The sequence below is a fragment of the Nonomuraea sp. NPDC050383 genome (assembly GCF_044459125.1).
In the GTDB taxonomy this organism is placed as follows: Bacteria; Actinomycetota; Actinomycetes; order Streptosporangiales; family Streptosporangiaceae; genus Nonomuraea.
This window is the reverse complement of sequence record NZ_JBITIP010000012.1, coordinates 222,399-246,013: the sequence shown is the minus strand read 5'-3', so window position 1 is coordinate 246,013 and position 23,615 is coordinate 222,399. Positions and strand designations below refer to the sequence as shown.

Genomic DNA, 23,615 nt, shown 5'->3' with positions numbered 1-23,615 from the left:
TCGTTCCTGTGCGGTATTGGCGAGACGAACGGTCGGGTCATGCGCTCGCAGGGGGAGTCGAGGAGGCGCGGACGATCAGCCGTGGCTCGATGACGACGCGGTGCGTCGGACGCTGCGGGTCCTCGTCGGCCAGCCGCTCCGCGAGCAGCCGGTACGCGGCCCGCCCGATCGCCGCCTTCGGCGGCCGGACCGCCGTCAGCGGCGGGTCGCACAGCTCCGCCACCTCGTCGTCGTACGTCACCACCGACAGATCGCCCGGAACCCGGATGCCGCGCTCCTGGCAGCGCTCCACCAGCCGGATCGCCTCCGGGTCGGAGTGGACGAGCAGCGCGGTCGTGCCCGAGGCGGCGCACACGTCCAGGACGGCGTCGAGCGCCTCCGGCCAGCCGGGATCGCGCTGGTCCACGGTCGTCAGGTCAAGGGTGTCGCCGAGGGGCAGGCCCAGCTCCACGCACGCCTGCCGCCAGCCGCGCCGCACGTGCGGGGCCGTCGGGCTCTGCGTCGTGGTCACCACCCCGACCCGCCGGTGACCGAGCGTGGCCAGGTGCCGCACGGCCATCGCCGCGCCGAACACGTGGTCGCTGACCACCGACTCCATCGCCTCCTGGTGCGGGCCGACGGTGGCCGCCCGTTCCACGAGCACCACCGGCACACCGGCGCCCTGGAGCCAGCGCACCAGCTCCTCGCCCTCGTCGCCGGTCGTGGTCGGCGCCACCAGCAGGCCGTCCACCCCGGCCGTCTCGACCAGCCGGGCGAGCTGGTGACGCTCGTCGGCCGCCTGGTAGCTGGCGCCGCGCAGCACGAGCCGCGCCCCGGACGCGGCCGCGGCCTCACGAGCGCCGCGGATCACGTCGGGCCAGTAGTAGTCGAGCGAGGGCACCACCATGCCGAACGTGACCCGCGCCTCCTCCACGCCCGGCCGCGCACCCGAGCTCCACGGCGTTCCCGCCGGCGCGGCGCCGGCCGCCGCCTCGGATTCGGGTCCGCCGCGGGGGGCCGGGGCGAGCGCGGGTACCGCTGCCTGAACGACGCCCGGGGCCGCGAGGGCGCCCGTTGCCGGGGCGGGGGCGCGGCCGGCCAGGGCGTCGGCCACGGGGCCGTCGTGCAGCACGGCGCCGCCGCGCACCCGGCGTACCAGGCCCTGGGAGGACAGCAGCGCGATGTCGCGGCGCACGGTGATGACCGAGACGTCCAGCTCGGCCGCCAGCTCGTTCACGCGCACGACGCCGCGCCGCCGCAGCAGCTCCACCACCTGGGCGCGCCGCTCGTCGGGCAGCAGCTCGACGGTCTGCGCGCGGGGCGGACCGGCTGAGGTGTCGCCGGGGGCATCGAGTGCCGGGTCGTCGTGGACGGTCATGGGTGTGCCTCCACCCGGAGCTCGAAGGAGCCGCGCGCCGTGCCGGGGAGGCGCAGCTCCAGCCGGGTCAGGCGCTCGCCCCACACCTCCGAGAGCATCGGGTCGTCCAGCGCGCGGACGGTCAGGGTGGACGTGGCGACCGCCGGGTCCCACGTGAGGAGGGCGGCCCGCGCGCCGTCCGGCGGCCGTACGACGACCTGCCCGTCCTCGTGCCGTTCGACCTGTCCCGCCAGCAGGTAGTGGAGCACGCTCGGCTCCGCCCCGGCGGTGAAGGCCCAGGCGTCCTCGACGGTCACGAACGACGCCCGGCGGTCGAGGCGGGCGGTGCGCCACCAGTGCTCCAGCCCGGGAACGGGGTAGGCGGCGGCCAGGTCCATGCGGGTCTCGAACCGCGCGGACCCGTCGGCGACCTCGACGGCGCGGGCGCGAAACCCGGGGCCCTGGCCCTGGGGCGTGCCCCGGACCTCGGGGACGTTGTGCCAGGAGCTCTGCATCGTCCAGATCGCGTAGCGGTCGGGCCCGAAGGTCTGCGCCGTGTACGTCGGCCGCCCGGCGTCCACGAGCACCGGCACGCCGTCCACGGCGACGACGACGGAGCCGACGTCGTTGTGGTTGTGGTGCTCGGCGTTGTGGCCGCCCTTGACGGCGAGCGTGAGCCCGCGTGCGCTGCCGGCGACCTCGCGGGCGAGCCCCACCTGCGTGCCGGGCAACCACACGGCCGCCACCAGCGACCCCCCGCCCGGCTCCGGGGCGCCCGGCCCCGGGTCGCTCAGGTCAGGGTCGGTCAGGTCAGGGTCGCTCGGGGCCGGGGTGTGCCATTCCGGGTCGGCGAGCTCCAGCAGGGCGCGGCCCAGCTCCGTCGTGGCCGCGATCTCGCCGGAGCGCCGCGACCGGGCGTGCCGCACCGCGTCGTCCTCGCCCAGCCGCACCCCCCACCGGTACGGCACGTGCCAGGGCTGGTCGGCGGGCGGGCGGGCCCGCGCGTCGGCGAGGTTCAGGTACCAGGGGCCACCGAGCCGCATGAGGTGCGGGAAGCGCAGCGTCGCGCGCACCACCGGCACGCCGGACGCCGCGAGGGCGCCGGAGGTGGCGTGCTCCAGGACGTCCAGGGCTTCCAGCGCCCGGCACGCCCCGTTCCACCAGTACTCGTACCCCTCGTCGATCGAGCCGTCCTCCGGCAGGGCCGCCAGGTAGCGGTCGAGGCCCCGCACCGCCCACGCCACCTGGGACGCCCGCTCCTCGTCCGGCTCGCCGAACCGCAGCGCGGCGACGAGGACGTTGCCGCAGATCCACGGGCACCAGTTGTGGACGTCGCCGTCGAGCCCCAGCCAGTGCCAGTCGCGCCGCTCGACGAACGGCCGCAGCACCCGCGCCCGCGCCTCCTGGCGGACCCGCTCGCGCAGGCCGGGGTAGCGGGCGTCCAGCCGGTCGCCGAGCACGTGGTCGGCCCAGGCGAGCTGCGCGGCGACGTCGGCAGCGCCGAGGTCGAGGCACGGCGCGGCCGGGTCCGGCAGCACCGTGCCGCGCGGCCGGCACGTGTCCTCGTGCGCGGGCCAGCACCACGAGGTCTGCTCGCACAGCAGCGACATGCCGTCGGCCACCTCGTCCAGCCACCGCTCGGAGTCCGTCGCCGGGGCGCCGGGCGTGGCCAGGGTCATGAGCACCGCGCGGGTGAGCCGGTCCTGGCGCTCGAACACCTCCGTCTCGTACGCCGTCCGGTTGCCGTCCCGGAAGTAGCGCGTGTACTGCGAGGCCAGCGGCTGCGGCCACGGCGTGCCCGCCTCGGCCTCCGCCCGCTCCCGTACGGCCCGCAGCGCCCGCGCGCCGTACGCTCCGAGAAGCCCCCCGAAGCCCGCGGAGCCTCCACCGCCTGGGACGGGCAGGGCCGCGTCGGGGGGCAGCAGTGTCCCGGCCAGCGCGCCCGGCGTCGCCGCCGCGCCCCAGGCCGCCAGCAGCGGCCCGGCCTTCCGGTCGGAGCCCGCCGTACCGGTCACGGTGTTGGTCATAGTCCTCCTCGCCGCCCCCATAGTAGCGATCGAAAGTGATCGAAGTTGAATCAATTAGCCCTTGGGGGACCGGAACGAGGTCAGGCGATCGCGAAGGACAGGCGCCGGGGGAGGGCGGTGTTGCGCCGGTGGCCCAGGCGGTGGACGGCGAGCTCCAGTGCCTTGCGCTCCCCCACGAGCACCACCCACGACCGGGCCCGCGTCACCAGCGTGTAGAGCAGCCGGCGGCGGAGCATGACGCCCCCCGCCTCCACCACGATCGGCGCCACCACGAACGGGTATTCGCTGCCCTGCGACCGGTGGACGCTGATCGCGTAGGCGTGGGTCAGGTCGTCGAGCTCGTCGAAGCCGTACGTGACCGTGTCGCCGTCGTCGATGCGGACCTCCAGCAGGCGCTCCTCGGGGACGATGCGGGTGACGGTGCCTGTCTCGCCGTTGAAGACGCCCTTGTCGTAGTTGTTGCGGATCGGCATGACGCGGTCGCCGACCCGGTAGACCGACGAGCCCGACCAGTGCTCCGGTGCGCCGTCGCGGGCCGGGTTGAGCCGCTCCTGGATGAGGCGGCCCAGCTCGGCGGTGCCGGCGACGCCCTTGCGCATCGGGCACAGCACCTGCACCTGGCCCGGCTCGACGCCCTGCTTGCGGGGGATGGCGACCGTCGCGAGGTGGACGACGCGCTCGGCCACGGCCGCCGGGTCGTCGAGCTCCTCGAACCAGAAGCCGCCGCCCCCGGGCAGCGGGGGCAGCTCGCCCGCGCGGATGCGGTGGGCGCTGCGGATGATGCCGCTGTCCTCCGCCTGCCGGAAGACGTGGGTGAGCCGGACGCGCGGGATGTCCTCCACGCGCAGCACGTCGGCCAGCACGTTGCCCGGCCCGATGCTGGGGAGCTGGTCGCTGTCGCCGACGAGCAGGAGGTGGCCGCCCGAGGGGATCGCCGAGCACAGCCGGGTCGCCAGGTGCAGGTCGAGCATGGACGCCTCGTCCACCACGACGAGGTCGGCCTGCGCCGGCGCCTGGTCGAACAGCGCGTCGGGGTCGGGCTGGTGGGCCAGCATCCGGTGGACGGTCATCGCGGGCAGGCCGGTGAGCTCCGACAGCCGCTTGGCGGCCTTGCCCGTGGGCGCGGCCAGCGTGACCGTGCCGCCCATCGCGCGCACGGTCGCCGCGATCACCCGCACGGTGTGGCTCTTGCCGCACCCCGGGCCGCCCGTCAGGACGGACACGGTGCTGGTCAACGCCATCGTGACGGCCGCCCGCTGGTCGTCGTGCAGCCCCGGGTCCTCGGTGAAGTGCCGCATGGGCAGCGTCGAGCGGGCCCGCCAGAGCCGGGCCAGCTCGCCGGCCAGCTTGACCTCGCGGGCGTGCAGCTCCTTGGCGTAGACGACGATCTGGTCGGAACCGGCCTCGACGACCACCCGCCGCTCGGCCGTGAGCGCGTCGACCATCGCGCGGACCAGGTCGGGGTCCTGCTCGACCAGCTCGGCGGCCTGGGTGACGAGAGCGGTCATGGACAGGTAGCAGTGGCCGCCGCCGGCGGCGGCGTTCTCCAGCCGGTCGAGCAGCGCCGCCTTGATCCGTTGCGGGCTCTCGCGCGGCACCCCGGACTGGAGCGCGATGCGGTCTGCCGTGTGGAACGCGACGCCCCGCACCCGGCCGATGAGCTGGTACGGGTCGGAGGCCAGGACCCCGGCCGAGTCGGCGCCGTACACCTGGTAGATCTTGGTGGCGAGCAGCGGGCTCACGCCGTAGCCCTGCAGGACGACCATCAGCCCGGCGATCGCCTTCTGCTCCCGCCACGCCTCGACGATCTGCGCCTGGCGGGTCCTGCCGATGTTGACCACCTCGGTCAGCCGCTCGGGAGCGGTGTCGACGACGGTCAGGGTCTGCTCGCCGAAGTGGCTGACGATGGCGTGGGCCAGGCGCGGGCCGATGCCGCGGATCAGGCCCGAGCCGAGGTAGAGCTGGATCGCCCGCACGGTGGACGGGACGATCCGCTCGCACTCCTTGACCTGGAACCGGCCGCCGTGGCGCGGGTGCTCGCCCCACTCGCCGGCCAGCCGCAGCGTCTCGCCCGGCTGCACGCCGGCGAGCGCCCGGCCGGACGCGACGAAGGTCGCCGCGACGGGGCCCGGCCCGGTGTCGGAGCTCATCCGGGCGACGGTGTAGCCGTCGTCGCGGACGTAGACGAGCTGCTCGACCGAGGCTTCCACGGCAAAGATCCAATCATCCTGTACCGCTTGGCAGCTTAGGAGACGGGACCGACAGATCGTGCCGTGGGACGCGAGCCGGTCCGGGCCGGGCGCGGTGCCCGGCCCGGACCGCTGGAGCCGTCGTCAGGACCGGCTGATGCGAACCGCGTCCGCGATGACGTAGCCGGTGCCGGAGGTCCACCGGCTCACCCCGACCACGTTGGCCGTGCCCGCGTTGAGCGAGAACGTCCCGATGCTGCGCCAGGCTCCGCCGCCTGAGCGCTGGTCGACGTACACGGTCTGGTTGCCGCTCGACGTCGCCACGATGTACGGCGCCGAGCTGTTGTAGCCGGCGTCGGCCGGGTAGTAGACCTCGACCTTGTAGCTGCCCGCGCTCGGGATGTTCGCCTGGTACCAGGCGACGTCACTGGAGGAGACGGGGTCGGCGAAGCGGTAGTCGGCGCCGTAACGCTGGCTGGAGTAGGTGGAGGTGCCCCAGTTGGCGCTGGCGGTGAACTGGCCGGAGGTCGAGTTGTCGACGGTGGTCGTCCACGACGGCGTGCCGGTGCCACCGGTCACGTAGTTCATGTACGTGGTCCAGTTCCAGTACTGGCCCGGGTCGGTGTGGTCGGCGCCGGGCACCTGGTTGTGGCCGATGATGTGGGTGCGGTCCTTCGGGATGCCGTACTTGTCGCAGATGTAGCGGGTCAGCGCGGCCGAGGACCGGTACATGGCGTCGGTGAACCACGAGGCCTCGCTGACGTAGCCCTCGTGCTCGATGCCGATGGAGCGGGTGTTGTAGTCCCAGTTGCCCGCGTGCCAGGCGATGTCCTTGTCCCGCACCATCTGGGTGATGGCGCCGTTGGAGGACTTGACCACGTAGTGGGCCGAGACGTTGGCGCTGGCGTTCTGGAACCAGGAGATGGTGCCCGCGTACGACCCCTGGGTGACGTGGATGATCACCCGGTCGATGGCGTAGGAGGACTCCCGGCTGGAGGCGGTGTAGTTGCCGGAGTTGGCGGGGACCCAGGTCGCGTTCGGGTAGTCGGCAGCGGCCGCCTCGGCCTGGAGGCTCGGGGAGCCGTCGGCCTTGGCGCTGAGGTCGCGGGCCTTGGCCAGGTCTCCGCGGTCGGCGGTGACCTCCTGCGGCCGCACGCTCACGCCCTTGGCCTGGACGCCGAGGCCGAGCAGCTCGTACACGGAGTCGGCGTAGAGGCGGGCCAGCTCGGGGGAGGAGGCGTTGCCGTACGCCGCCACGGCCTTGTACCAGCGGCCGGCGTCCTTACGGGCGGCCTCGTCGAGGCCCTGCTCGTCGGCGAGGGAGCGCAGGACGGCGGCGCCGCCCAGGATGTTGGCCTCGTCGTCGGCGCGCAGCTTCTCGACCGGCAGCTTGGTGAGCTCGGCGGCCTTCTCCAGGCTGTGGTTCGTCGGGTTGCTGACCAGGTGCATGACGCCGTAGCCGCCGCTGGCGCTGGGCTCGCCCCTGTGGTTGTCGAGGTGCGTCTCGGCGTAACCGAGGGCGACGAGCAGGTCGCGGGGGACGTCGTGCTGGGCGGCGGCCTTGGCGAAGGCCGCCTGGAGGGGCGTGTCCTTGGCGGCCAGTGCGGGGCCGGCGCCGAGGGTGAGGGTCACGAGGAGGACAGAGGTGACGAGAGCGACTAATCGCGTGCGGGCGAACGTCATGGGAGAGCTCCCTCGTTGGGGGGTAACGGTCGCACAGTAAGCGCATTCCATGTCCAATGTCGATAATTGACATTGCTTGTCGGTTAGAAGAAACTTTTCGCCCCTGAGATGGTCTTGTCAGGGTTTGGGGCATCTTGTCCGCGCCAGCGGCGGCCCGAAGTTGGGCCCCCTCGGATCGGTGAAGACTATTGCGCTCTGAGATGCGGTCGCTGAAACTTCTCTTCGTGACCACGCACCACGGGAGCCTGTCAAGCCGGCTCACCGCGTCGCCCCCCGCCCCCCGCTCGTTACGCGCCGCCGTGGCCGTCCTCGTCGCCGTCGCCGCGCTGCTGGTACCCGTGGTGCCGGCTTCCGCCGCCGCGGCGGGCCCGGCCGTCACCGCCGCCTGCACCACCGACCCGGCCCGGCCGAAGCGGCAGCTCCGCGCCATGTGGATCTCCACGGTGGCCAACATCGACTGGCCCAGCGCGCCCGGCCTGAGCGTCGCGACGCAGCAGGCGGAGTTCCGCGCCTGGCTCGACCTCGCCGTGCAGAAGCGGATGAACGCCGTGGTCGTGCAGGTCCGGCCCACGGCCGACGCGTTCTGGCCCTCGTCGTACGAGCCGTGGTCGCAGTGGCTGACCGGCACCCAGGGCAAGAACCCCGGCTATGACCCGCTCGCGTTCATGGTCGCCGAGGCACACGCGCGCAACCTGGAGTTCCACGCGTGGTTCAACCCGTACCGGATCGCCAACCACGACGATCCCACCAAGCTAGTCTCCACCCACCCCGCCCGCCAGAACCCGAGCTGGCGCTTCGCGTACGGCGGCAAGCTGTACTACAACCCCGGCATCCCGGCCGTGCGCGCCTTCATCGAGGACGCCGTCATGGACGCCGTCACCCGCTACGACCTCGACGGCGTCCACCTGGACGACTACTTCTACCCGTATCCGGTCAGCGGCCAGACGATCCCCGACTCGGCCACGTACGCGGAGTACGGCGGCGGGTACGCCGGCATCGCCGACTGGCGGCGCGACAACGTCAACAAGCTCGTCCGCGAGATGGACCAGCGCATCCACGCCGCCAAGTCCTGGGTGACGTTCGGCATCAGCCCGTTCGGCATCTGGCGCAACTCCTCGACCGACCCGCTCGGCTCGGCCACCTCCGGCCTCCAGGCGTACGACTCGATCTACGCCGACAGCCGGCAGTGGGTGAAGCAGGGCTGGGTCGACTACCTGGCGCCGCAGATCTACTGGCACATCGGCAACAGCGCGGCCGACTACAAGGTGCTCACCGCCTGGTGGGCGGACGTGGTGCGCGGCACGGACGTGCAGCTCGTCATCGGCCAGGCCGCCTACCGGGCGGGCGCCTCCGGCCAGGACGCGGCCTGGCAGGACGCCGCCGAGCTCAGCGACCACCTCACCTACAACCGCACCCGGCCCGAGGTGGTCGGCGACGTCTACTTCTCGGCCAAGGACGTCAAGGCCGACCGGATCGGCAGCTTCACCAAGGTCGTCTCCACCCACTACACCAGGCCCGCGCTGCTCACGGCGCGCGGCACGGCCGCGGCCCCCTCAGCGCCGGCGATCAGCGCGGCCACGCGCGGCTCGGGCGGCGTCGCCCTCACCTGGCAGGGCTCGGGCACCGCGTACGCCGTCTACCGCGTGGACGGCTCGCCCGCCTCCGCCGACCCGTGCGCCTTCGCCGACGCCCGCAACCTGCTCACCACGACCCGCGGGACCACGTTCACCGACGCCACGGCCTCGGCCACGGCCGCCTACACCTACTACGTGACCGCCCTCACCCGCACCCACCAGGAGAGCGCCCCGAGCGCCGGCAAGGCGGTGGCCGGGAGCGGCACGTCGTTCACCGTGACGGTGGACAACGCGGACGCCGGCTTCACGGCCGGCTCGTCCTGGGGCACCTCCACGTACTCTTCGCAGCTCCACGGCACCGACTACCGCTTCGCCGACCCGGTCTCCGCCAGCGACCCCGCCTGGTTCCAGGCCGCGATCCCGAGTGCGGGCAGCTACAAGGTGGAGGTCTGGTACCCCTCGAACGCGGGGTACAACAGCGCGACGCCGTACATCGTGGCCGCGAGCGGCGGCAACCAGACGGTGGCCGTGGACCAGCGCACGGGCGGCGGGGCGTGGCGCACGCTCGGTACGTACACGCTGAACGCGGGCACGTACAACGTGGTCGGCGTCAGCCGCTGGACCACGACGACGGGCTACGTCATCGCCGACGCGGTCCGCATCACCAAGGTGTGAACACCCCGGGCGGCCGTTCCGCCGGCCGCCCTCAGGGTCAGCACGTCGAGGGAATGCAGGTGAAAGGGTTCGGGGGAGGGGTCGGGTAGGGCAGGGAGGTCGTCTCGGCTGCCGATTCCGGGGTGGACTCATCGCCCGGGTCGGGGACCGGCTCCTTCCCGGACTCCTGGCTGACCGGCGTGCCCGCCGGGTCGCCGGCGCGGACCTGCTCGGTGGTCGGCGCCGACGTCCTGCGGCGGGACGTCGGCTCGTCGGCCGGGGGCGACGTCCGCCGCCCGGCTCCCCTGCTCGGCGACGGCGCGGCGGCGCGGGACGTGGTGCGTGACGTGTCGAGAGCCGTGGCGAGGGCGGGGACCGTGGTGGGAGACCCGGAGGGAGACCCGGTAGGAGCGGCAGTGGGGCGCACGGCCGGCTGGGACGTCGAGTCGCCCTCGGCGGGTGACACCGCCGGGTGGCCGCCCACGTTGATCAGCACGCCGCCCGTGACGAGCAGCGCCGCCGCCGCGCAGCCGGCGATCGTGAGGACCACCGAACGGCGGCGCCCGCGCGCCGGCGGATCCTCGGGCGGGTGCGCCGGGGGACGCGCGGGCTGCGAGGGCTGTAAGGGCTGTGAGGTCAGCGTGGCGACCAGGTCGTCGGCGCTCGGCCGCTCGGCCGGGTCCTTGGACAGGCTCGCGGTGACGAGGCCGAGCAGCGGCCCGTCCAGCCCGGAGAGCGCCGGCTCCTGGTTGAGGATTCGGTTGATCACGGCGGGGGTGGAGTCCGCGCCGAACGCGGGCCGGCCCGAGGCGGCGAACACCATGGTCACGCCCCACGCGAAGACGTCGGCCGCCTCCGTCACCGTCTCCCCGCCGAGCTGCTCCGGCGCGAGGTAGGAGGGCGTCCCCATGAGGGAGCCGGCCGAGGTGCTGGTGCCCGGCGCGTCGAGCGCGCGGGCGATGCCGAAGTCGATCACGACGGGACCCTCCGGTCCCATCAGGATGTTGGCGGGCTTGAAGTCGCGGTGCAGGATCCCGGCGCGGTGGATGGCGGCCAGCGCGGTGGCGGTGCTGATCGCCAGCCGGTCGAGCGCGGCGCCACGCCGTGGCCCCTCGACGGTGACGAGGTCGCGCAGCGAGGGGCCAGGGGCGTACTCGCTGACGATGTACGGCCGCTGCCCGGCGAGGTCGGCGTGGAGCACGGGGGCGGTGGAGAACCTGGCCACCCGCCGGGCGATCTCCACTTCGCGAAGGAACCTGCTTCTCGCGTCGGGCTCGGCCAGCAGGCCGTGGTGCAGCAGCTTGACGGCGACCTGCTCGCCGGACGCCGTCCGCCCCAGGTAGACGACGCCCTGGCCGCCCTGCCCGAGACGTCCGGCCATCTCGTACGGGCCCAGCCGACGCGGATCGTCCTCCACCAACGGCTGGATCACCCCGGGCCTCCCGAACCGCGTGAACAGGCAGGGGTAAGAAGCTACCAGCGCGGCGGTCGGGATGTCCCGCCCCCGCGATCAAGGGACGTCCGGGCGGGGCGGCTCACGCGGCTCGACGGCGTCCCCGCGGCGCACCAGCGCGGCGAGGTCGTGGCCGCCCGCGTCGCCCGGCGCTCAGCCGTCGATCCGGCTGATGGCGAACGTCTGCGGGGGGTCGTCGTCGATGAGGGCGCGCAGCTGCTGGCCGCTGGCCGCGTCCGAGGAGGGCTTTCTGTCGGTGACCACTACCTTCCGGAGGTCTCCTTGCCACCATTCGACCTGGTCGCCGCCGCCCAGGAACCTCCACCGCTGGCTGGTGGAGCCCACGGCGCAGACCCAGCCGTCGCTGGAGTCCAGCCACTGGCCGGCGTAGGGGCCGTCGTCGATTCTCATGCGGCAGCTCCAGCCGCCGTCCTCTTCCTGGCCGTCCACCACGCTGAAGCGCGCCTGGGCGGACTCGAGGGCGCCCCAGCACAGCCACTTGGTGTCCACCAAGTGCCCGGGGCGGCTGGTCGTGGCATGTGTGCAGTACGTGAAGTCCAGCCGGCTCTGAGCGTGCAGCTCCGTGCCCCGGTAGATGGAGAACCGTCCTCTGGGAAGTCCCATGGATCCCTCGATTGCTACTCTATGTATTGGTGTATTGACAGAAAGTAACTAGGATCGGAACGGGCCGCACCCAGAGTCCGGCTCCGGAGCCGTCTCGCCGCCGAAGGCCGCGGCCATCCGCTCGCGCAGGCCGGGCGGTAGCTCGTCCGCCGGTGCCCGGAGGCCGGTCCGCCCCGGAACGCTAGGGACGGCCGAGGTGGTCGTCCAGGGCGCGGGCCAGGCGCAGCGCGCGGGCGGTGCCCTTGCGCGCCGCGAACGCCGCCAGCTCCGGATGCCGCCCCCGCGCGCCGGACCAGCGGGCCGTCCGCTCGGCCAGGGACATCAGGTCGGTGTCGGCCTTGACCGGCCGCGCGCCGGGAGCGGGCAGCAGCGGTGGCAGGGCCGTGGTGAGCACGCGCCACACGTCGTGGTGCATGCCGTTCAGCGCCTCGGCCTCCAGCAGGCCGGCCAGGGCCTTCGTCGTGATCTCACCGCGCAGCACCCGCTCGGCGAGCCACCCGCCCAGCTCCTCCGCCGGCAGCCCGCCGGTGGCCGCGAACCGCCGCAGCGCCCGCAGCGCCGCCTCCGTGGCGTGCTCGCCCCAGGGCCGGGGGAAGATCCGGTACGCGAGCAGCAGGGCGACGGCCCGCCCGGCCGGGCCGGAGGCCTCGGCCAGGAGCTGCAGCGTGGACGACGGCATGTGCGTCATCTCCAGCGGCTGGTGGCCGACCATGTGAGCGGCGACCGTCTCCCGGTGGGACGGCATGACCGCGGGCCAGCGCTCCAGCATGCCGCCCAGGTGCCCGTCGCAGACGTAGTTGACGTGCCGGGGCTGGTCGGCCAGCAGCTCGTCGATGAACGGGAGCCCGGTGGGTGCGGCCTCGACGGTCGTCGTCATCCACACCACGGACCCGAGCCCGTCGTCCTGCCCGGACCGGGTGATCCGCACGACGGGGTCGGGCAGGCCGCCCTCACGCATCCAGCGGGCCGCGCGGCGGCCCGCCGCCGAGGTGAGCGTCCCGGCCCGCTCGACCACGGCGGGGTCCACGGCGCGGGGCAGCCGGAGCAGCGCCTGCTGGAAGTCGGCGGGCAGCGGCTCGCACCCGGCGGCCTCCAGCTCCGCCAGCCGGGCCACCAGGTCCATGGGGTCCACGTGGCCCGTCGAGAGGCTTGGCGTGGCCAGGAGCAGCGGCGGCAGCGTGCCGGTCGCCAGCGCGGCGTGGATCTCCGCGTACCGCCGCAGGATGAAGCGGTGGAACGGCGACGCGCGCCGGGGCTCAGGCACCCGGTCGGGATGCTCCTGCTCCGGTGACATCCCGTTCAGGCGCGCCGCCACCCTCAGCGGCCTCATCCCGGTGCGCCGGTGCGGCCGGCCCGGGTCCACCAGCTCGACGGCGAGGGCGCGCATCCAGGTGTCGTGCGCGCACCATTCGTTCTCGCCCAGCCGCCAGTCCTCCTGCCGCGTCAGCGGGGTGAGCGCCGCCCGCAGCGCGTCCCGGTCGCCCGCGGCGAGCCGCACGAACGCCGCGAGCGTCCGCTCGGCCGCCGACCGGCCGTCGTCGAGCATCATCGCGGCCAGGCTCCGGGCGTCGCCGGGCGGGGCCGCGGCCGGCACGGGGCCGGGCGGCACGGGCAGCGTCCCGGGGACGGGCTCCTCCGCGTGGACCCCGGGGGCGGACTCCGGCTCCGGAACCGTCTCGCCGCCGAAGGCCGTGGCCATCCGGTTGCGCAGGTCCGGCGGCAGCGACGTCGCGCTCTCCCGCAGAGCCTCGGCCGCATCGGCCGTGAAGCGCGCCGCATGCCGTACGGCGATCCGCACCGCCCGCTCCCGTACGGCCCGCGCCTCGTGCGTCAGTGCCGTGACCAGGGCGGGGGCGAAGTCGCCGGCCTGACCGGGTGACCGTTTGACCTCCTCCTCCAACCAGCTCAGCCCGGCCCGGACCAGCCCGCCCTCCGCCCGGAACGCCAGCCCCTCCAGCGCCTCCACGACATCGGCGCGGCCGAGGCCGTCCAGCACGCGCACGTGCCGCAGCGACAGCTCCGCCACCGGGCCCGGCGCGGCCGGCAGCAGGCGCAGGTAGTCGCGCGAGTGCGGGGCGACCTCGGCCGGCCGCGGCTCCAGCAGCTCGTGCAGCCGGACGAAGAACCTCAGGTCGGGGCCCTCCCCGCCGCGCAGGAACCGGCGCCGGCAGCCGTCGAGCAGCAGCGCCCGCATCGCCGCGTCACGCGCCGCGAGCCTCGCCAGGCTTCCCTGCCACGTCCGGTCGTCGCGCAGCACCCGCCCGACCCCCTCGGCCTCGAACAGCCGGGGCACCAGGTGCCGGGTCAGCGGGTCGCCCGGCACGGGCCCCCGCCAGGCCCAGCCCGCCACCAGCGGGTCGTGCTCGGGCGGGGTGGCCCCGGTGCGCCGGAGCAGCGTCAGCGCCAGGGCCAGCGGCCGATCGTCCCACCGGGTCCGCCGCCGGGCGCGTACCCGCAGGGCCAGCCGTACCGCCAGGTCGGCCTGCCACGCGGCCGGGCGGGCGGCGACCATCTCCAGCACCGGCTCCAGCTCCCGCTCCAGGGCGTCGGGGGAGGACACCCAGCGGTCGAAGTCGCGCCGGGTCACCCAGGCGGCCACCGCCGCCGCGCCACCGAGCGTCGCCGCCCCCGCCACCCGCATCGGCTCGATCCAGCGGTCGGCCCGGGGCCTGGTCTCCCAGTCGTCGTCGTCCCAGGTCATGGCGTAGGCCGCGTTGTACTGGTACTCGCTCAGCTCACCCGCCTCGTACCGGCGCGCCAGCTCGGCCTGCCGCTCCTCCCGGGCGCGGTCGAGCCGCTCCTCGTAGGCGCCCACCTCGTCCGCGACGATCTGCCGGACCGCGGCGACGTGGCCGGGCAGCTCGCGCGCCACCTCCCGCCGCGCCGGCTCGTCCAGCGCCTTGAGGGTGTCCACCAGCCTGGCCAGGTCGCCGGCGACGATGAGGTCGCGCACCGCCGGCCAGGCGGCGTCGTTCGCTCGCACGACTCTCCTTGGGTCTGAGGTGATCGCGATCGTGGCAGAGCGCGCCGACAATTCGGCGAGGCCGATGGATAGGCTGACGAGCGACCTCGGCGCGGTGAGCAACGCGGAGGGGCGCGGCGGGATGCGGGGTGGCTGTGCGGCACCGGGCTCGGTTCGTCCTCCAGTCGGTGGTGGCCTGCGCGGCCGTGGCGGCGGTGGCGGTGGCCGGCCTGGCCTGGGGTCTCGGCGCCGGCCGCGAGGCTCCGGCGCCCGCCTGCCCGGCCCGCGACACCCGCGTGACGGCGCCGTACGCGATCAGCGGCTACTGGATGGAGCCGCGCGCCGACCGGTGCGACACGCGGCGCACCCTCCAGGCGATCCACGCGGCCGGCGGCGACACGATCATCACGTTCGGGCCGCGCTTCAGCGCCGCACGGGTGGACGGCGAAGGACGGGTGCTGGCCGCGGCGCGGGCCGGCGCGGCGCGGGCCCCGGTCGCCGACAGCACGGGGGAGGAGCCCGGCCTGGTCGCGGACGGGCCCGGGTGGCGGCCCGATCCCGTGTTCGCCGGCTGCGTCGAGCAGGGGCGGCCGTGCTACCTCGCCGCCCGGGACGCCGCCCGGGGTCAGCAGATCCGCCGCGTCTTCACGTACGTGACCAGCGAGAGCCTCGGGCCGGGCGCGCTGCGCTGCCCCGCGCTCGACCGGCGGATCGACGGCGGCGAGCGCGTCTACTACCGGCTGCTGCTGGGCCCGTCATGCCGGAGCGGGCCCTACGACCTGGTGCTGGTCGCGACCGACGGCGACGGCGTGGGCAACCTGCTGGAGGAGGCCGCCGCGTACGGGATGCGGGTCTTCCCCGGGCTGCCCGCCGCGCCGCAGGACCCGGCCAAGCCGTGGCAGCCGGACCCCGCCCTGACCGGCGCGCTGAACGCCTTCACCGAGCGGGTGCTGACCGGCTACCGGCAGCGGTTCGGGACGTCGCCGGCGCTGGCCGGGGTCTACCAGTCGTTCGAGCTGGCCATGCGGGACCGGGGGCCCCGGGACCCGGTGCTCGCGCTCTACCGGGCGCAGCACGCCGTGGTCGCCTCCGTGCTGCCGGGCCGGACGATCGCGGTCAGCCCGTACTGGGACGCGCGCCGGTCGCGGGGCTTCCCGCCGAGCGCGGTGGGCGCGGGGTTCGCGGACATCGCGGCCACCCGGGCCGGCCTGCCGATGGTCATCGCCATCCAGGACGGCCGGGGCGTCGGCAAGGTCCCGGTGTACGACGCGGGCCGGGAGGGCGATCCGGTCGACGCCCGGCTCGTTCCCGTGGTGGGCGCCATGCCGTATCGGCAGGCATACTACGGCTCGACCGCCGACTACGTCGCGGCCGCGGCCCGCCGCGCCGGGCACGGCGTCGAGCTGTGGGTGAACGTCGAGGTCTTCGAGCCCACCCCGGTGGAGGGCGAGTGCGCCAGGACCGACCCGCTGCCGCTGCGCGGGCGGGCCGCGAAGAGCCGGGTGGACCGGCAGGTCATGGCCGTCGGCCGGTACGCCGCGAAGATCATCTCCTACGGCTGGGACCCGTTCCTGACCTGCCGGGACACCCCGGACGCACCGTCGCTCGCCGACGCCGTCATGGCGGCCTGGAACGACCCCCTCATCGTGTACGCGGGCCGGCGCGCCTCCGGCGGCAGGAACGGGATCGAGGTCCGGGGGCTCGACGTGGGGGGCGGCACGCTGCAGGTGACCTACCCGGAGGCCGGGGGAGGGGCGAGGACCGTGACCGTCGCCCCGGAGGCCGCCCCCGGCCCGGAGCGGCCGGCCGGGGGAGTGGCGCGGGAGACGGTCTGGGCGCCGTTCGACCCGGCCGGGATCGCCCCGGGCCGGCCGTGGCTCACGGTCACGGCCGTGAACGCCGCCGGCCGCAAGAGCACCGGCGGCTTCACCTTCCGCCTGGACGACCGCCAGGAGGAGTGACGGGACGACCCGCGGGCCGGCCGGTCAGAGCAGGGTCGCGGCGTGGGGATCCCAGTCCGCCGGGAGCGGCTCCGGCACCGGCGGGGCCGAGCGGACCCGCCGGAACTCACCCCGTTCCCCGGACTCCGTGACAGCCGTCATGATCTCCAGGACGTGCAGCGCCAGCTCGCCCGACGCGCGGTGCGGCGTGCCCGCCCGGATCGACCGGGCGAGGTCGAGGACGCCGATTCCGCGCCCCGCGACCGTCCCCTCCACCGGCAGCTCCCGCCAGTCGGCGTCGCGGAGCCCGCGGGCCAGCAGCGGCCCCTCGAAGGTGTTGGGGTCCGGAAGCGACAGCGCGCCCTCGGTGCCGACGATCTCGATGAGCCGCTTGGGGATCGGCGAGTCGAAGCTGAACGTCGCCGCCGCCCCGCCGCCGCCCGCGAAGTCGATGAGGGCGTCGACGTGCGTCGGCACCTCCACCGGGATCATCGTGCCCGCCTTCGGCCCCGACCCGACGACCCGCACGTCCCGGGCCCGGCGGGTGAGCGCCGAGACCCGCGCCGCCGGGCCGAGCAGGGCGGCCAGCGTGGTCAGGTAGTACGGGCCGAGGTCGAACAGCGGCCCGCCGCCCCGCTGGTAGAAGAACTCGGGACTCGGATGCCACGACTCCGGCCCGAGCCCCTGGGTGGCCGCGGTGACCGCGACCGGCTCGCCGATGAGGCCCGAGCGCAGCGCCCGCAGCGCCGACTGGATGCCGGCGCCGAGGAACGTGTCCGGGGCGTTGCCCACGCGCAGCCCGAGGTCGGCGGCCACGGCCAGCACCTTGGCCGCCTCCTCGGCGTCCAGCGCCAGCGGCTTCTCGCCGTACACGTGCTTGCCCGCCCGTAAGCAGGCCAGCGCCACCGCGGCGTGCGCGACCGGGACGGTGAGGTTGACGACGATCTCCACCTCGGGCAGCGCGAGCACCGTGTCGATGCCGCCCGAGACCGGCACGCCGTACCGCCCGGCGACCTCCGCCGCGCGGCCCTCGTCGAGGTCGGCGACGCCGAGCACCCGCACGTCGGGGAACGCCGTGAGGTTGCTCAGGTACTGACCGCTGATCACACCCGCGCCGACCAGGGCGACTCCGACCGGCCCGCCGCTCACGCGGCCTCCAGGGAGCTCAGGTAGGAGCGGCTGGCCGCCAGCGCCTCGAACACGTCACCCGCGCAGTGGTCGAGCTCCACGATCCGCCACGCCCCGGCGGGCGCCGCCGCCAGGATGTCCGGCACCGGCATGACGCCCGCGCCGACCGCGGTGTGGGGCGCCTCCTTGCCGCCCGGCCCGTCCTTGACGTGCAGCGCGCTGACCCGGTCGCCGAGGCGGCGCAGCAGCGCGGGCACGTCCGCGCCGCCGACCGCCGCCCAGTACGTGTCCACCTCCAGGAACACCTCCGGCGCCAGCAGGCCGGCCAGCTCCTCCAGCGCGTGCCGCTCGCCGACCAGCGGCTCGATCTCCCACCAGTGGTTGTGGTAGCCGAGCCGCATCCCGTGGGCGGCGGCCTGCTCGGCCAGCCCGTTCAGCAGGTCGGCGGTGCGGGCCAGGCCGTCGCGGGTGGTGAACTCCTCGTGCGCGATGCCGCCCGGGATGACCACCAGCTCCGCGCCGATCGTCGCGATCGCGTCGAACACCGCCGCTGGCTCCTCGCTCAGCAGCGCGTACGCGTGCGTGATCGGCACGGACAGCCCGAGGTCGTCCGCCACCCGGCGGAACCCCTTCGGGTCGGTGGTCGGGTCGAACGGCTCGACGGCGCCGTACCCGAGCTCGGCGACGCGGCGCAGGACGCCGTCGCGGTCGGCGGAGATCGCGTCGCGGACGGTGTAGAGCTGTAAGGCGAGGGCGTTCGTCATCCGGCCACCCCGCCGCGCACGCCGAGCAGGTGCTCCAGCGCGAGCTGGTTGAGGTGGGTGAAGTGGTAGCCGCGCTCGGCCGCCACCTCCGGGTCGAACTCGTCGGCGGCCAGGTCGGCGAGCGTCTCGCCGGGTGCGAGCGTGGGCACGGCGAGCTGGTCCACGCGGGAGGCCGCCAGCGCCTTCTGGACCTCCGGGTCGGCGCGGAAGGCGCGGGCCTTCTCGCGCAGGATGAGGTACGTCCGCATGTTGGCCGCGGCCGAGACCCACACGTCCTCGGGGTCCTCGGTGCGCAGCGGCTTGTAGTCGAAGTGGCGCGGTCCGTCGTAGCCGCCGTGCTCCAGCAGGTCCACCAGGAAGAACGCGCTCTTGACGTCGCCGTGGCCGAACACCAGGTCCTGGTCGTACTTCGGCCCGTGCTGGCCGTTCAGGTCGATGTGGAACAGCTTGCCCTGCCAGAGGGCCTGTGCGATGCCGTGGACGAAGTTCAGGCCGGCCATCTGCTCGTGCCCGACCTCGGGGTTGAGGCCGACCATCTCGGGGTGCTCCAGCTCGTTGATGAACGCGAGCGCGTGCCCGATGGTCGGCAGCAGGATGTCGCCGCGGGGCTCGTTCGGCTTGGGCTCGATGGCGAAGCGCATGTCGTAGCCCTGCTCGATGACGTACTGGCTGAGCAGGTCGAGGGCCTCCTTGTAGCGGGCCAGCGCCGCGCGGATGTCCTTGGCCGCGTCGGACTCGGCGCCCTCGCGCCCGCCCCAGCACACGTACGTCGTCGCGCCCAGCGAGGCGGCGAGGTCGATGTTGCGCATGACCTTGCGGAGGGCGTAGCGGCGGACGTCGCGGTCGTTGCTGGTGAACGCGCCGTCGCGGAACACCGGGTGGGTGAAGAGGTTCGTGGTGGCCATGGGGACCTTCATCCCGGTCTCGCCCAGCGCCTTGCGGAACGCCTCGATGGCCCTGTCCCGGTCGGGCTCGACGGCCAGCAGGTCGTCGTCGTGGAAGGTGACGCCGTAGGCGCCGAGCTCCGCCAGGCGGTGTACGGTCTCCACGGGGTCGAGAGCGGGCCGGCTGGCGTCACCGAACGGGTCACGAGCCTGCCATCCGACCGTCCACAGGCCGAAGGTGAAGCGATCATCGGGGGTTGGATTGAACGAGCTCATGGTGCCCTCTCGCCGGTCTAGGATTAAGTCCACAATCTGCACATAATCCTCGGAGGCAGATGTGGCATCGTCAAGAGGCGTGCGGCACGATTCCATGCGCGCCCGCAATCTCGCCGTCGTGCTCGGTGAGATCCGCGCGGCGGGCCCGCTCACGCGGGCCGCCCTCGCCGAGCTGACCGGGCTGACCAAGACCACCGTGTCCAAGCTGGTCTCCGACCTGCTCGACGCCGGTGTGGTCGTGGAGAACGGAGCCGTCCGCGACGGCGAGCGCGGCCGGCCGGGCGTCGCCGTGAGCCTGAGCGGCCACCGGGTCGCCACGCTCGGCCTGGAGGTCAACGTCGACTACCTCGCGGCCTGTGTGGTGGACCTCACTCGCGTCGTCCGCGTGCGCCGTACCCGGCCCGCCGACAACCGCGGCTCCCGTCCCGAGGCCATCCTCGCCGACCTGCGCGAGCTGGCCGTCCAGGCCGTCGCCGAGGCCGAGCGCGCCGGGCTGCGCATCACCGGCGCCGCCCTGGCCGTGCCCGGCCCCGTCCAGGACGGCCTGCTGCGCAACGCGCCCCACCTCGGCTGGCGCGACCTCGGCGTGGCGGGCCAGCTCGGCCTGCACGACCTGGCGTGCGAGGTGGACAACGAGGCCAACCTGGCGGCGCTCGGCGAGCTGTGGTTCGGCTCCGGGGAGACCGACTTCCTCTACGTCTCGGGCGAGATCGGCATCGGCGCGGGGCTGGTGGTGGACGGATCGCTGTTCCGCGGCACGTACGGGCTGGCCGGCGAGCTGGGGCACGTCGTCGTCGTGCCCGACGGCCCCGCCTGCCGCTGCGGCGGCCGCGGCTGCCTGGAGGTGTACGCGGGGCAGGACGCGCTGCTCGGAGCCGTGGTGCCGATGCGCGGGCGCGTCGCGGCGCTGCCCGGCGCGGCGGCGGCCCTGCCCGCGGCCGCCGCCTCCATCGAGGGGCTCGTGTCGCTGCTGGAGGCGGGCGACCGGTCGGCCCTCGCCGCGGCCGGCCAGGCGGGCGAGGCGCTCGGGCTGGCGCTCACCTCGGCGGTCCATCTGCTCGACCCGGGGACGATCGTGCTGGGCGGGGCGTTCGCGCGGCTGTTCCCCTGGCTCGAACGGCCCGTGTCGGACGTCCTGTCGGCCCGGCTCCGGCAGATGCGGCGCACCGCGCCGCGGCTCGCGGTCTCGGCGATCGGCGCGGACGCGGCGATCCTGGGTGCGGCGGGCCTGGCGATGCAGCGGGTGATCGCGGACCCGGCGGGCGCCCTCGCCCTCTGACCTCCTTCAGGCCGTCAGTGCCCGGGCGAGGACGTCGGCGAGCAGGGCCGCCTGCGACCCGTCCTCGTCCAGGTCGGGGTCGAGGATCGTCACCTGGAGGCCCGCCGCGCCCGGCAGCCGCAGCAGGCCGCGCAGCAGTCGTACGAGCTCGTCGGGGGAGAGCCCGCCGGGGCTGGGGCAGTCGACGGCGGACATCACGGACGCGTCGAGCACATCGGCGTCCAGGTGGATCCAGAACCCGTCGAGCTCCTCGCGGGCCAGCACCCCCGCCGCCGCCTCCTCGCCCCTGGACGCCACCTCGCCGGCGAGCACGTACGCGAGGCCGACGTCCGCGATGTCCGGCAGATCCTCGTCGTCCCGCACCCCGAGCACGATCACGTCCTCGTCGCGCACGTACGGCCGCAGGCCGTCGATGTCGGTCAGACGGCCGTCGCCGCGCCCGGTCACCAGCGCCAGGTCCTCCCCGGCCGCCGCGACGCCGGCGTCGGATGAGTTGCCCTGGTGGCGGAAGTCGGCGTGCGCGTCGAGGTAGGCCAGCCCGTACCGGCCCTCGCGCCGCAGCGCCAGCGCGGACCCGAGCACGATCGAGCAGTCGCCGCCCAGCACCACGGGGAACCGCCCCTCGCCGCGCAGCCCGGCGATGCGCCCGGCCAGCTTCTCCGTGTAGGCGGCGATGGCCTGGCCGTTGCGAACACCGTCGCCGGGCTGCCAGGTGGCCACGTACCGGGGAGGCACCACGGCGCCGGCGTCGCTCGCGCCGAGCCGCTGGAGCAGCCCGGCGTCGCGCAACGCCCACGGGGCCTTGTAGCAGCCGGGGACCGTGCCGGACGCGGGCGGCCGCAGGCCGAGGTTGGACGGGGCGTCGAGCACGACGAGGCTTCTGTCAGTGGTTATACTGCTCATACTCCTGACGGTAGCACGGGATGATGGGATGGCGGAATGCGGGACTACGCGGAAACGGGCCTGGTGGCCCTCGACCTGGCCAACACCTGGGACCCGTACCTGGACGACCCGGAACGCCTGCCGGACGTGGACGCGCTGCGCCGCTTCTGCGCGGCGCTGCAGGTGGACGGGGGCGCGAACGGGCCGGAGGACCTGGAGGCGGTCCGATCGACGCGTGACCAGCTGCGCGCCGTGCTCTCCGCCGAGCCTCAGGACCGGGCGCACGCCCTCGCCCGCTGGACGGCCGGCCTCCCGCTGCGCCCGGCCGTCGAGGACGCGAACGGCGTCCCCCGGCTCCGCCTGGCCCCGGCGCCCGGCGCCCCGCTCGCCGACCGCCTGGCCGTACGCGCCGTCCAGGAACTGCTCGACCTCGCGGCGGAGGGCGACTGGGACCGCGTCCGGACGTGCGCCGCCGCCCCGTGCCGGGACACCTTCGTGGACCGCAGCCGCCCGGGCCGTCGCCAGTTCTGCTCCACCCGCTGCGCCAACCGCGCCCACGCCGCCGCCTCCCGCGCCCGCCACCGCCCCTGACACCTGTTTGGGCCACTCAGGCGATGTAGACGTTCATGCCTGCGTAGTCGAAGGTGATGGCGTGGGGCTTGAAGAACTCGTGCGTGAAGTTGGCGATCGTCTCGAACCCGAAGAGCTGGAGCCAGGGCCACCCGCCGACGACACCGGGGACGTTCCGGCCGACGGTCTTGCCGAGGCTCATCCTGGCGGGAGTGATCGGGTAGACCGTCATCCCGCCACCCGTGTCCGGATGGGCGTAGTCGATCTCGATGCCCGCCTTCTTGGCGTTCTCCTCGGTCGTCATGACACCCATGCCCATGCCTCCCGTGTCGAGGGAGGCCACCCGTGGCCCGTAGTCGTTGAGGCTCCCCAGCGTGCAGGGCACGTGGTCGCCGGCCAGCCACAACGGCAGGCGGTCGGCCCCTGCGCGCCCGGCCTCCGCCCGGAGGTCGCGCAGCTGTGCTCCCGTCTTCCGCCGTAGGACGAGCGCCTGGTTCGCGTAGTCCATCGTGGCCAGGAAGTGGTAGAGCAGCGTGGTCCCGATGACACCCGACGGGCGAGAGCCGTCCGGCAGGTCCGGCATTCTCAGGTCGTACCAGACGACGGGAACGTTGCGCAGCACGATGTCACCCAGCTGGAACGACTCCATGACGCCGTGGTAGGTCGTGAGGGTCTGCCCGGCGGGATGGCTCGTGCTCGTGGACAGCGCGCGCAGACCGGCCTGCTCCGCCATCTCCGTGGAGAAGGCGAGCGTCGCCCCGGTGTCGATGAGGAACCGCTTCGGCTTCGACCCGTTCGCGGCGGCCTCGACGCAGGGCAGAGGATCGACGCACACCAGGGGAACCCGCGTCCTCTGAGCGCCGCGCATCTCGTACGGCGTGCCGGTCACGCCGGCGTACTGGGTGGCGAACGCCGAGTCGCTCTGGTCGCCGGTGCTCCTCAGCAGCGGCACCGCGCGGGCGAGCCTGTCCTGCCGGACGTAGCATTGCGCGAGCTGCCGCCTCGAAAAGGTGTCGTCGGGCGCCAGGCGGACGGCCTTGCTCAGGAACCTCTCGGCATCCTCGAACTTGTTGGACAGCAGCGCGATGCGTCCGCGCTGCGCCACGCCGTGGGCGTTGCCGGGGTCCTGCCGCAAGAGATGCGCGTAGCCCCGATCGGCTTCCTTGAAGCTGCCGGCTTTGAACAGCTGGTCGGGGTCGATGGTCGATGACGAGGAGCTCAGGGTCATCGAGAGGGGCGCGCTTTCCGGGGGGCCCAGGTGCGGAGCCAGCGCGGCAGCTCCCGCGGCCAGGCCCGCTCGCCGCAGGAACTTACGTCGATCGACGTTCTCAGGGGTGCTCGGCGCGGACGAGGATGTTCGGGGTCGAATCATGGGAGGTATTGCATCCAG

The 23,615-nt window shown here is 74.2% G+C and carries 16 protein-coding genes and 1 pseudogene; 4 read left to right on the top strand and 13 right to left on the bottom strand.

Annotated elements, in window-relative coordinates:
• Positions 1-37 precede the first annotated feature (37 nt).
• From ACIBG4_RS28445 to ACIBG4_RS28430, 4 genes are all read right to left on the bottom strand, one after another.
• Positions 38-1,357: a substrate-binding domain-containing protein gene (locus ACIBG4_RS28445; protein ID WP_397204407.1), complete on the bottom strand. Its 1,320-nt coding sequence runs from the start codon at positions 1,355-1,357 to the stop codon at positions 38-40.
• Positions 1,354-3,363 carry a heparinase II/III family protein gene (locus tag ACIBG4_RS28440; RefSeq protein WP_397204406.1) on the bottom strand — a complete coding sequence of 670 codons (2,010 nt, stop codon included), beginning with the start codon at positions 3,361-3,363 and terminating at the stop codon, positions 1,354-1,356. Before ACIBG4_RS28440 ends, ACIBG4_RS28445 begins: the two co-directional genes overlap by 4 nt.
• 80 nt (positions 3,364-3,443) lie before the next feature.
• On the bottom strand, positions 3,444-5,573 hold the full coding sequence (locus ACIBG4_RS28435; RefSeq protein ID WP_397204405.1) for an ATP-dependent RecD-like DNA helicase: 2,130 nt from the start codon (positions 5,571-5,573) through the stop codon (positions 3,444-3,446).
• Positions 5,574-5,696: 123 nt separating this feature from the next.
• Complete coding sequence (locus ACIBG4_RS28430; RefSeq protein ID WP_397204404.1) at positions 5,697-7,235, bottom strand: N-acetylmuramoyl-L-alanine amidase; 1,539 nt, start codon at positions 7,233-7,235, stop codon at positions 5,697-5,699.
• A gap of 224 nt (positions 7,236-7,459) precedes the next feature.
• On the opposite strand from ACIBG4_RS28430, the gene ACIBG4_RS28425 reads away from it, so the two are divergent.
• Positions 7,460-9,484, top strand: a complete 2,025-nt coding sequence (locus tag ACIBG4_RS28425) for a family 10 glycosylhydrolase (RefSeq protein WP_397204402.1) — start codon at positions 7,460-7,462, stop codon at positions 9,482-9,484.
• 37 nt (positions 9,485-9,521) lie between these two features.
• Here ACIBG4_RS28425 and ACIBG4_RS28420 read toward each other — a convergent pair whose 3' ends face one another.
• From ACIBG4_RS28420 to ACIBG4_RS28410, 3 genes are all read right to left on the bottom strand, one after another.
• A complete protein-coding gene (locus ACIBG4_RS28420) occupies positions 9,522-10,895 on the bottom strand; it encodes a protein kinase (RefSeq protein WP_397204401.1) in 1,374 nt (457 codons plus the stop codon).
• Positions 10,896-11,069: 174 nt separating this feature from the next.
• Entirely contained in the window at positions 11,070-11,540 is a 471-nt protein-coding gene (locus ACIBG4_RS28415; protein WP_397204400.1) for a hypothetical protein, read from the bottom strand.
• A gap of 181 nt (positions 11,541-11,721) precedes the next feature.
• Positions 11,722-14,523 carry a DUF6493 family protein gene (locus tag ACIBG4_RS28410; RefSeq protein ID WP_397204399.1) on the bottom strand — a complete coding sequence of 934 codons (2,802 nt, stop codon included), beginning with the start codon at positions 14,521-14,523 and terminating at the stop codon, positions 11,722-11,724.
• Positions 14,524-14,651: 128 nt separating this feature from the next.
• On the opposite strand from ACIBG4_RS28410, the gene ACIBG4_RS28405 reads away from it, so the two are divergent.
• A complete protein-coding gene (locus ACIBG4_RS28405) occupies positions 14,652-16,463 on the top strand; it encodes a DUF4434 domain-containing protein (protein ID WP_397204398.1) in 1,812 nt (603 codons plus the stop codon).
• Positions 16,464-16,487: 24 nt separating this feature from the next.
• Here the strand turns inward: ACIBG4_RS28405 and ACIBG4_RS28400 are convergent, their stop codons facing one another.
• From ACIBG4_RS28400 to xylA, 3 genes are read right to left on the bottom strand one after another with little or no spacing between them, the layout of a single operon-like run.
• Entirely contained in the window at positions 16,488-17,591 is a 1,104-nt protein-coding gene (locus ACIBG4_RS28400) for a Gfo/Idh/MocA family protein (protein ID WP_397204397.1), read from the bottom strand.
• Entirely contained in the window at positions 17,588-18,334 is a 747-nt protein-coding gene (locus ACIBG4_RS28395) for a sugar phosphate isomerase/epimerase family protein (RefSeq protein ID WP_397204396.1), read from the bottom strand. Before ACIBG4_RS28395 ends, ACIBG4_RS28400 begins: the two co-directional genes overlap by 4 nt.
• Complete coding sequence (xylA, locus tag ACIBG4_RS28390) at positions 18,331-19,494, bottom strand: xylose isomerase (protein ID WP_397204395.1); 1,164 nt, start codon at positions 19,492-19,494, stop codon at positions 18,331-18,333. Before xylA ends, ACIBG4_RS28395 begins: the two co-directional genes overlap by 4 nt.
• A gap of 79 nt (positions 19,495-19,573) precedes the next feature.
• Here xylA and ACIBG4_RS28385 point away from each other — a divergent pair, with 79 nt between their 5' ends.
• Positions 19,574-20,773, top strand: coding sequence for an ROK family protein (locus ACIBG4_RS28385; protein WP_397204394.1), 1,200 nt, complete (start codon positions 19,574-19,576; stop codon positions 20,771-20,773).
• Positions 20,774-20,779: 6 nt separating this feature from the next.
• On the opposite strand, the gene ACIBG4_RS28380 is transcribed toward ACIBG4_RS28385, so the two are convergent.
• On the bottom strand, positions 20,780-21,676 hold the full coding sequence (locus ACIBG4_RS28380; RefSeq protein ID WP_397204393.1) for an arginase family protein: 897 nt from the start codon (positions 21,674-21,676) through the stop codon (positions 20,780-20,782).
• Positions 21,677-21,712: 36 nt separating this feature from the next.
• Here ACIBG4_RS28380 and ACIBG4_RS28375 point away from each other — a divergent pair, with 36 nt between their 5' ends.
• A complete protein-coding gene (locus ACIBG4_RS28375; protein ID WP_397204392.1) occupies positions 21,713-22,246 on the top strand; it encodes a CGNR zinc finger domain-containing protein in 534 nt (177 codons plus the stop codon).
• A 16-nt stretch (positions 22,247-22,262) separates the two neighbouring features.
• On the opposite strand, the gene ACIBG4_RS28370 is transcribed toward ACIBG4_RS28375, so the two are convergent.
• Positions 22,263-23,453, bottom strand: a complete 1,191-nt coding sequence (locus ACIBG4_RS28370) for an aspartyl protease family protein (protein ID WP_397204446.1) — start codon at positions 23,451-23,453, stop codon at positions 22,263-22,265.
• A gap of 27 nt (positions 23,454-23,480) precedes the next feature.
• Positions 23,481-23,597 (bottom strand): annotated as a pseudogene (locus ACIBG4_RS28365) (twin-arginine translocation signal domain-containing protein); the annotation flags it as partial.
• Positions 23,598-23,615: the final 18 nt, after the last annotated feature.